This is a genomic window from Candidatus Infernicultor aquiphilus (assembly GCF_002784285.1).
GTDB lineage: Bacteria > Atribacterota > Phoenicimicrobiia > Phoenicimicrobiales > Phoenicimicrobiaceae > Infernicultor > Infernicultor aquiphilus.
On the sequence record NZ_PFKO01000258.1, the window covers coordinates 1 to 8,164 of the forward strand.

General features: G+C 34.7%; 10 protein-coding genes and 1 pseudogene. All 11 read right to left on the minus strand.

Annotated features, from left to right (window positions below; genetic code table 11):
- Nucleotides 1-76: pseudogene (locus COZ07_RS06975) on the minus strand (ABC transporter ATP-binding protein); the annotation flags it as partial.
- A complete protein-coding gene (locus COZ07_RS06980) occupies nt 69-842 on the minus strand; it encodes an ABC transporter ATP-binding protein (protein ID WP_406607850.1) in 774 nt (257 codons plus the stop codon). The gene COZ07_RS06980 and the pseudogene COZ07_RS06975, both read right to left, overlap by 8 nt.
- A gap of 7 nt (nt 843-849) precedes the next feature.
- Nucleotides 850-1,911 carry a branched-chain amino acid ABC transporter permease gene (locus COZ07_RS06985; protein WP_406607851.1) on the minus strand — a complete coding sequence of 354 codons (1,062 nt, stop codon included), beginning with the start codon at nt 1,909-1,911 and terminating at the stop codon, nt 850-852.
- A 15-nt stretch (nt 1,912-1,926) separates the two neighbouring features.
- Nucleotides 1,927-2,805, minus strand: coding sequence for a branched-chain amino acid ABC transporter permease (locus COZ07_RS06990; RefSeq protein ID WP_406607852.1), 879 nt, complete (start codon nt 2,803-2,805; stop codon nt 1,927-1,929).
- Nucleotides 2,806-2,947: 142 nt separating this feature from the next.
- Nucleotides 2,948-4,087: an ABC transporter substrate-binding protein gene (locus COZ07_RS06995; protein WP_406607853.1), complete on the minus strand. Its 1,140-nt coding sequence runs from the start codon at nt 4,085-4,087 to the stop codon at nt 2,948-2,950.
- Between the two features lie 115 nt (nt 4,088-4,202).
- Nucleotides 4,203-5,879 (minus strand): 5'-nucleotidase C-terminal domain-containing protein, encoded by a 1,677-nt coding sequence (locus tag COZ07_RS07000; protein ID WP_406607854.1) that lies wholly within the window; start codon nt 5,877-5,879, stop codon nt 4,203-4,205.
- Between the two features lie 164 nt (nt 5,880-6,043).
- Nucleotides 6,044-6,556, minus strand: a complete 513-nt coding sequence (locus COZ07_RS07005) for a flavin reductase family protein (RefSeq protein WP_406607855.1) — start codon at nt 6,554-6,556, stop codon at nt 6,044-6,046.
- Nucleotides 6,557-6,601: 45 nt separating this feature from the next.
- Entirely contained in the window at nt 6,602-6,811 is a 210-nt protein-coding gene (locus COZ07_RS07010; protein WP_406607856.1) for a transcriptional coactivator p15/PC4 family protein, read from the minus strand.
- A gap of 51 nt (nt 6,812-6,862) precedes the next feature.
- Complete coding sequence (locus tag COZ07_RS07015; protein WP_406607857.1) at nt 6,863-7,072, minus strand: hypothetical protein; 210 nt, start codon at nt 7,070-7,072, stop codon at nt 6,863-6,865.
- 54 nt (nt 7,073-7,126) lie between these two features.
- Nucleotides 7,127-7,309: a hypothetical protein gene (locus tag COZ07_RS07020; protein ID WP_406607858.1), complete on the minus strand. Its 183-nt coding sequence runs from the start codon at nt 7,307-7,309 to the stop codon at nt 7,127-7,129.
- Nucleotides 7,310-7,539: 230 nt separating this feature from the next.
- Nucleotides 7,540-8,164 (minus strand): Ldh family oxidoreductase (locus COZ07_RS07025; protein WP_406607859.1); only part of this gene is annotated, 625 nt, incomplete at its 5' end.

Sequence of the window (8,164 nt, forward strand, 5' to 3'; positions counted from 1 at the left end):
GAGGCACCTCGAAAGAAATACCTTTTAAGGCATGGATACCGCCATAAAATACATTAAGATCTTCAATCTTAAGCATAATGTGCTTCCACCCCCAGATAAGCCTTGATTACTTCAGGATTATGTTGAATTTCTATAGGATTTCCTTCAGCAATCGTCACTCCATAATCCAAAACTAAAATTCTTTTACAAATTCCCATTACTACTTTCATATCATGCTCTATTAAAATAATAGTTAATTTATATTTTTCCTGAATTTTTAGGATAAAATTCATTAAATCCTTAGTTTCTTGAGGATTCATTCCCGCTGCTGGTTCATCCAAAAGTAGTAATCGGGGCCGAGTGGCTAAAGCTCGAGCGATCTCTAATTTTCTTTGTTGCCCATAAGGGAGCCCACCTGCTAAATTACCTTCTAATTTCTCTAAATTTACTTCTTTCAATAATTGCATTGCTTCTTCTGTTATTTCACTTTCTTCCTGTACATATTTAGGTAAATAAAAAACAGCATTTAAAACTGAAGATTTTAAACGTAAATGGCAACCGACCATTACATTATCTAAAACAGAGAGATTAGTAAATAAACGTACATTTTGAAAAGTTCTCGCCATTCCTAAAGCGGTAATTTCACTAACCTTTTTTATATTTATTTCTTGATTATTGAAATAAATTTTTCCACTTGTAGGTTTATAGACTCCAGTTAACATATTAAAAACTGTAGTTTTACCAGCCCCATTAGGGCCAATCAAACCTACTAATTCTCCTTCTTTTAAATCAAGATAAAAATCAGAGACCGCAGTCAATCCCCCAAATCGGATAGTAATATGGTCTACTTTTAAAATACTCATCTATTCTTTAACTTCCTTCCTCTATCTCTTTTTTATTTCCCATTAACTTTTTATACAACCATTCCCAGGACCATTCTTTTGTACCCATAAGTCCTTGGTGAAAGAATAAGACCACAATCATCAACAAAATAGAAAATAATAGCATTCTCATTCCTGGGATTCCAGGTATATTTAATCCGAAAAGGCTCATGGGAGATTCAACCGACCTGAGCACTTCCATTAATATAGCAAATAAAGCACCCACTATTACCGTACCAGTTATGCTGCCCAAGCCTCCTACAACAACGATTATAATTATCTGAAAAGTCATAAAAAAACTAAAAGTATTAGGATCGATAGTCATAACTAAACTTCCTAAAAGAGCACCAGCTATACCAGCAAAAAATGCACCTACTATAAAAGATAGTACCTTGTGATAAAAAAGTTTTACTCCCATTGCTTCTGCTGCAATTTCATCCTCTCGGATAGATTTTAATGCTCTGCCATAACTGCTATTAATTAAATTCTTAATAAACCACACTGTAAATATAGCTATTCCCCAAGTCCACCAGAGATTAGTATAACTAGGTAATCCTTTTAACCCCAGAGGTCCATTGGTAATGCTCTGTAAATTACAGAATAATACTCTAATTATTTCTGAAAATCCAAATGTAACAATAGCTAAATAATCTCCTTTTAAACGCAGGCAGGGGGCGCCTACTAAAAAACCTACTCCTGCTGAGACTAATCCTGCCATAATAAGGGAAAAAATAAAAGGAATCTGAATAATATTAAGAGGCCAAATAAGAGGAGTAATAAAATAATTTACTTCTTTTATCTCTGGGGACGTATACAAAAGTGCGGAAACATATGCCCCAATAGCCATAAATCCAGCATGACCTAAAGAAAATTGTCCAGTAAAACCATTTATTAAATTTAGACTGACACCCAAAATAACATAGATACCACATAAATTTAAAATTCTAATAATATAAGCATCAAAACTTCTTTGAGCTATAAAAATAAATATAAATATAATTAAAATAGTTGCAATCTTCAGTAAAATATAATCTTTCTTTTTTCCCTTCACTTTTTTTATACCTACCTACTCTTCTCCAAATATTCCTTCTGGTTTAAATAACAATACGAAAATTAAAATTATAAAAATAAAAGCATCTTTGTATCCTGCTAACCCTGGCATAAAAGCAACTATCATAATCGTCAATAACCCTACCATGAAACCTCCTACCATTGCTCCTCTAATGCTACCAATTCCTCCAATAACTGCTGCTATAAAAGCTCTCCATCCCGGAAATACTCCCATAAAAGGCCAAATTTGAGGATAACGCAAAGCCCACAAGACTGCCCCAATAGCAGCTAATCCTGATCCTAAAATAAAAGTAAAAGAAATAGTTCTATCTAAATTAATACCCATAAGTTTGGCTGTATCAAAATCCTTAGAAATAGCTCTCATAGCTAACCCCGTTTTAGTTCTATAAACAATATAGGTTAAGATTAATAAAAATATAATAGAGACGATGGGAGTTATAAAATTAACTCCAGGAATTCTAACCCCTCCCAGGATAAAAATTTTACTAAAAAACTCCGGGCGATAAAATGCTTTTGGTCTTCCTCCAAATACTACTATGGCAAAATTCTCTAATAAGAAAGACATTCCTATAGCAGAACATAAAGAAGATATACGGGGAGCATTCCTTAAAGGTTTATAAGCAATTCTCTCCACAGTTCTACCTAACAGCATAGCTAATACCACCGCAACCAAACAAGCTACACCCCAGGGAAGAGAAAATAAGGCTATGGCATAATAAACAAAAAAAGTTGCCATCATAAATATATCTCCATGGGCAAAATTTATTAAGCGCAAAACACCATAAACCATAGTATATCCGATGGCAATAAGAGCAAATAAACAACCTAAAGAAATTCCATTGCTTAGATTCTGTAAAAAAATATTTAAATTCATTGTTTTATCCTATCGTCAATTTTATTTATAACTTACTTTTTTACTTTGCGGTTATTTAAATTAAGATTGAAGAGAAGGATTCTGTCCCCCTCTTCAATCTTAATAAAAGATATTATTTTACATTTAATTCTATAAGCATTAGTTAAAAAGGATGTACTGTAGCTACATATTTAAACTTACCATTCTCTATAGTCTTAATTATGGCATCCTTGGTAGCATCTCCATTGAAGTCCAGGGTAATCATTCCAGTAACACCTTCATAATCTTTGGTAACTGCTAAGGCATCCCGAATTGCTTTAGGATCAGCTGAACCTGCTCTCTTTATAGCATCAATTACTAAATTAAAGGCATCAAAACCTAAAGCAGCAAAAGCACTAGGTTCTCTATTATATTTCTTTTGAAAACTATCACTGAACTTCTTTGCGGCTTCTGTAGTAACTGCAGTGGCATCGAAATGGGTACTAAAATATCCACCTTCTACTGCTTCTCCACCTACTTCAATAAATTCTGGTGCTTCCCAGGTGTCTCCTCCCAAAAAGTTTGCAGTAATCCCCATCTCTTTTCCTTGTTTTATAATCAAGGCCGCATCTCCATATGAACCAGCAGGAACAAAGACCACGTCGGGTTTTTTGCCGGCAGCATAAGTTACTTGTGCAGTAAAGTCCTGGTCTCCGGTTTGATAAGAGATAAGTCCTACAATAGATTTCGGATCACCAGTTAATTTGATAAAAGCTTCTCGGAAGAAGTTAGATAATCCTACAGCATAATCAGAAGCGATATCTTGAATAACTACTGCAGTTTTAGCATGAAGGTTACTTACTGCAAAATTAGCCATTACTGCTCCCTGGAAAGGATCAATAAAACAGGCTCTAAAAGCATAAGGTTTTCCTAAAGTTACTAATGGATTAGTGGGAGAGCATCCTACCATAGGAATGCCGGCCTTGTTAGCAACCTCACTACCTGGTATAGCACAACTACTACCATAACTTCCGACAATGGCTACTGCCTTTTCATATTCGATTAAACGGGCTACCGCGTTAGCCGCCTCTACCTTCTCGCTCTTATTGTCTACCAAAACCATTTTAATAGGTTTGTCTAAAACTGTTGGAGTTTGTTCGAAAGCTAAGTTTACTCCTTCCATAGTCATCTGACCTCCAGCTGCCATAGGTCCAGTCATCGGTTCGTAAACACCGATAACAATCTCATCAGCTGCTCCTACTATCAAACTACAAATCAGCAAAAGTGATAAAAAAATCCCTGCCAACAATCCAAATTTTTTCATTTTTTATATTCCTCCTAAAAATATTTATTTTGTTTTTTAAGTCAAGTAAACTATGGTAATACTTTTTTAACTAAAGGCTAACACCCCCTTTATCTTTTTTTTAAAATTAGCATTGTTATTCTGTCGGTATAATTAACTTCTGACCTGGTCTAATAAGTCTTGAGTTAGCTAATTCATTAAGGACAACAATCTTTTCTACCGTGGTACTAAATTTTTGGGCAATCTCCCATACAGAATCCCCCACTTCTACCACATAAATTTTACCAGTTTTTGCTTCAGATAGCCAATTTTGTTTTTCAGGAGAAATAACTCCGGCCTTTTCTACTGCATCCATCATAGCATCTCTGACCGGGATAAAGGTATCCAATTTGTCTAGAGCATTATCAAAGTTATATTTATCTCCACCGGTAGCCATAAAGTCATTGGTTACCACAGTATAAAACTTATCCATCTCCACCGGAGTTCCATCTTCCAAACTCATACTGGTAATTCTCTTGCCTGCCTCTGCTTTTGGATCATAAGTTACTCGGACACCGGCAATCTGGACCCAACCAATATCTTCATTCATTATGCCATGTTCAATATTTGCTTTAACGTCTGCACCGGATAGCTTCATCGTATAGAGAGTATTGTCAAAAGGCATCACCTCATATAGTATCCCGGCAGTAATATCTCCGGCTGGAATAGGAACTCTGAGTCCACCACCATTGGTCATAGCAATTTGGACTCCCACTTTGTCTTTCATTATTTCACAGGCCCACTCACCCAGTAAAGATGGTCCGGCATATCTATCATGATCTAAGGTCACGGTAGTTTTACCTAATATTTTTCCTAAAACAGGTTTCAATTCCTCATTGTATTTATTATAAATTGCCAGGGTGTTAGCATCATCTTTCAGGGTGTCTGGTCTTTTATAGAGGTCATCCAAAAATGGTTCTGCACTTACTAATTTATTGTTTTCATCAAAAACGAAAGTCAGCTTGGCAACTGAACGGCCATTATAATATGCTTGTACCAGGGGTTTACCATTAACCAGGCCACTGACACTTTGATGGGTATGCGCTGATATTACTGCCTCTACCCCGTCCACCTCACTTAAAGCAGCAGCTTCACCGCTAATATTTCCCTCTTTATCCTGGAATGCACCAAGATGGGTTAAGGCAATAATTATATCCGCGCCAGCATCCTTTATTTTAGGTACCCACTCTTTAATTGTTTCCACTGGATCTCTGAATTCATAGTTTTCTACATTTGCTTTGAGAGCTTTATAGGCAGTCTCTGGAGTAGCCAAACCGATAAATCCTACTTTTATTCCCATTTTTTCAATAATGACAAAAGGTTCTGCCCAGTCAACCGGTTGATTGGTCCTCTTATCGTAAATATTAGTACAGACAAAGGTAAATCCACCATCTTCGGCCCATTTAGTAATTCTATCAATTCCCCAATCAAATTCGTGGTTACCAACCGCAGATAGTTCTAAACCCATCTCTTTAAACATTGCTGAAACTGGTTCACCGTATAAGAGATTAGACATAGCACTCCCCTGGTAATTATCACCAGCAGATACTATAATTGTTCCTTCTGGATTTTTTGCTTTTTCAGTCTTTATAGCATCAACAAGTTTTGCCGCTCCCACATTTTTACCACTGGGTGCAAGTGACCCATGAAAGTCATTAATCGACAATACCACAATTTCTTTTTCAGCAGCCAAAACAAGGGAAATAGAACTCAAAATCAATAAGAAAGCCAACGAAAAAATAATTAATCTTTTGCTTAACTTAAATCTTAGCATATTCGTATAATCCCTCCTTTAATATTTTTTAATCAACCTTTAAACTTGATAAAGACCAGAATAATTTAATCTTACAAACCGCCTCCTTCTCATTAATTCTATTTTCTACATTTATCCTAAACAATCCTTCTTTTTTATAAAAAATTCTTTTAAATAAAATTTAGTCAACTAATTGTTTTATAGCAAGCTACTATCTCTCCAAAATATAAAGTATGATAGTCGTTATCTGTATAAACATCTTCTTTATATTCTTGGCATAGAAAATCAGGATTTAGAATACTTTTATACACAATTTTACATTCATAATGAAAACCCTGCAAGTTGATAACGGGAGTATCAACTTTTTGAGCAGGGATAATAGAAAGATTACATTCTTTGAATTTATTAAAATCACGACCAGATTTGGTACCACAAAAGTTTAAGGCTTCCTCTAAATCATTAGTAGGAATATTAACCGTAAAGCTAGAAGCCTTTTCGATAATATGATGAGTAAAACGACTTTTTCTCACCATAACTGTCATTATAGGTTTTCTCCACATAAATCCAAAGGCAGCCCAACCAATAGTCATTAGATTTATTTTTTTATCCACTTTAGATTTAACTACCAAAAAGGCCCCGGTAGACTTTATCTGCTGCATAACCTCTTCAACTACTGATAAATAATTCACATTTTCCATATTAATTAATCTCCTTAAAACAACACTATTTTATTTTAATCTTCATTAATTTTCTTTTAATTTTTCTACCATCTTCACAAAATCGTCTATCCATTCAGCACTGAAGTTTATACCTTTAGGAGTAGGAATATACTCGTCGGTGTCTTTTACTTTCACATATTGCCTCAAATCAACCCTCTCTGCTCCTCTAAATTCACCTATAGATAAAACTAATCTTTTATTATCAGTAACATCTAATTGTGCAACTTGTTTCATTTAATATCTCTCCTTTCTTCTATTTTATTTAATACATCATTTATTATATCGCTATATCGCATCTCTCATCATATTTCTCTCCCCAAAATCTGCCAAACTAATTATTTTAATTGAGGTATCTTTGTACAAGTTTCTAATCTTCTCTATTTCTTGCTTTAAATTGGAGGAAACAATTATTTCTAATAAATTAATATTTTGTGCATAATCAATTACATTCACTTTTTCTTTTTCCTCTTTGTGTTTTTTCTTTTTGAAAAACATACTCATTCCTTCTCAAACTAAAAACTTAAAGTAAAAATTGAAAAACTATAATTTTTACTCCATTGAATTTTTTAATAGGTCAAAGAAGCCGTTTAAATATCCTAATCCCATCAATATATCTTTTTTCATCAAATCGATCAACTTCTGAGCTTCTTTTGAATTTGCTGCTTTTATTATTTCTTGCTCGGTTAGAGTCAGAAATTCCTTATCATTATTCAAAATAGGAAATATTTTCATAGTTTCCCGATAAGAGGAAGTAAAATCTTTTCTCGCTTCCTTACTTAATTTAATTCCTGATTTAATTATATCGTCTATTGGTACTTTTTTAACTTGGGGAATAATTCCATAAAATTCTTCTTTTTTAGGTTTAAAAAGATATCCATTAAAATCTTCAAAGCCATAGTGAGCGAAGGAGTTACTTCAATTTCAGGGAAAGTGTTGATCCTAACACTCTCCCCTCTAATTTTTTACTCTGGATTTCCGCTACCTGCTTTCGCAGAGCCTTCAAAAGGGAATTTATACTGGGATAAACCAAGTTCTTCTTTTATGACCAGAATCTGTTGTTGAAGATTCTTGTTGATGGGTGCACCTTTATCTTTTCTATCTAACCAGGCAAGATGTTCTTTTTCCCCAGCAGTATAAATTCTGTTTTCTCCAGGAGCTTTTTTAGAAGCACGAAGAGCACCAAGAATCCCTCCAGTTATCTTTTTAAATGATTCGAGTTCTGTAAAAGCAGAAATATTAATGGCTATAAAAAAATGCCCCAAATTAATTGGAACTGCTTGGCCATCTTGCATTCCAGATAACATTTTGAGATACTTTCCATTTTGCAAAGCCGCAGAAAGGATCTCCACTACCGTAGCATAACCATAACCCTTATAACCAGCAGTCTCTTCTCCGATACCCCCCAATGGAGTAAGAGCAGCCTTTCCAGTGGTTAAGTCCTGTAAAATTTGATGAGTATCTGTCCTGGCCCTTCCTTCCTGGTCAATTACCCATCCTGCAGGAATATCCTTTCCAGCTCGGTCATAAAGCTCGATCTTCCCTCGTTGAGCAATAGAAGTTGCACAATCAAGAACAAAAGGAAACTCT

Coding starts and splice junctions, on each gene's coding strand:
- COZ07_RS06980 (WP_406607850.1), bottom strand. CDS start 842: ATGAGTATTTTAAAAGTAGACCATATTACTATCCGATTTGGGGGATTG.
- COZ07_RS06990 (WP_406607852.1), bottom strand. CDS start 2,805: ATGAATTTAAATATTTTTTTACAGAATCTAAGCAATGGAATTTCTTTA.
- COZ07_RS06995 (WP_406607853.1), bottom strand. CDS start 4,087: ATGAAAAAATTTGGATTGTTGGCAGGGATTTTTTTATCACTTTTGCTG.
- COZ07_RS07000 (WP_406607854.1), bottom strand. CDS start 5,879: ATGCTAAGATTTAAGTTAAGCAAAAGATTAATTATTTTTTCGTTGGCT.
- COZ07_RS07005 (WP_406607855.1), bottom strand. CDS start 6,556: ATGGAAAATGTGAATTATTTATCAGTAGTTGAAGAGGTTATGCAGCAG.
- COZ07_RS07010 (WP_406607856.1), bottom strand. CDS start 6,811: ATGAAACAAGTTGCACAATTAGATGTTACTGATAATAAAAGATTAGTT.
- COZ07_RS07015 (WP_406607857.1), bottom strand. CDS start 7,072: ATGTTTTTCAAAAAGAAAAAACACAAAGAGGAAAAAGAAAAAGTGAAT.
- COZ07_RS07020 (WP_406607858.1), bottom strand. CDS start 7,309: ATGAAAATATTTCCTATTTTGAATAATGATAAGGAATTTCTGACTCTA.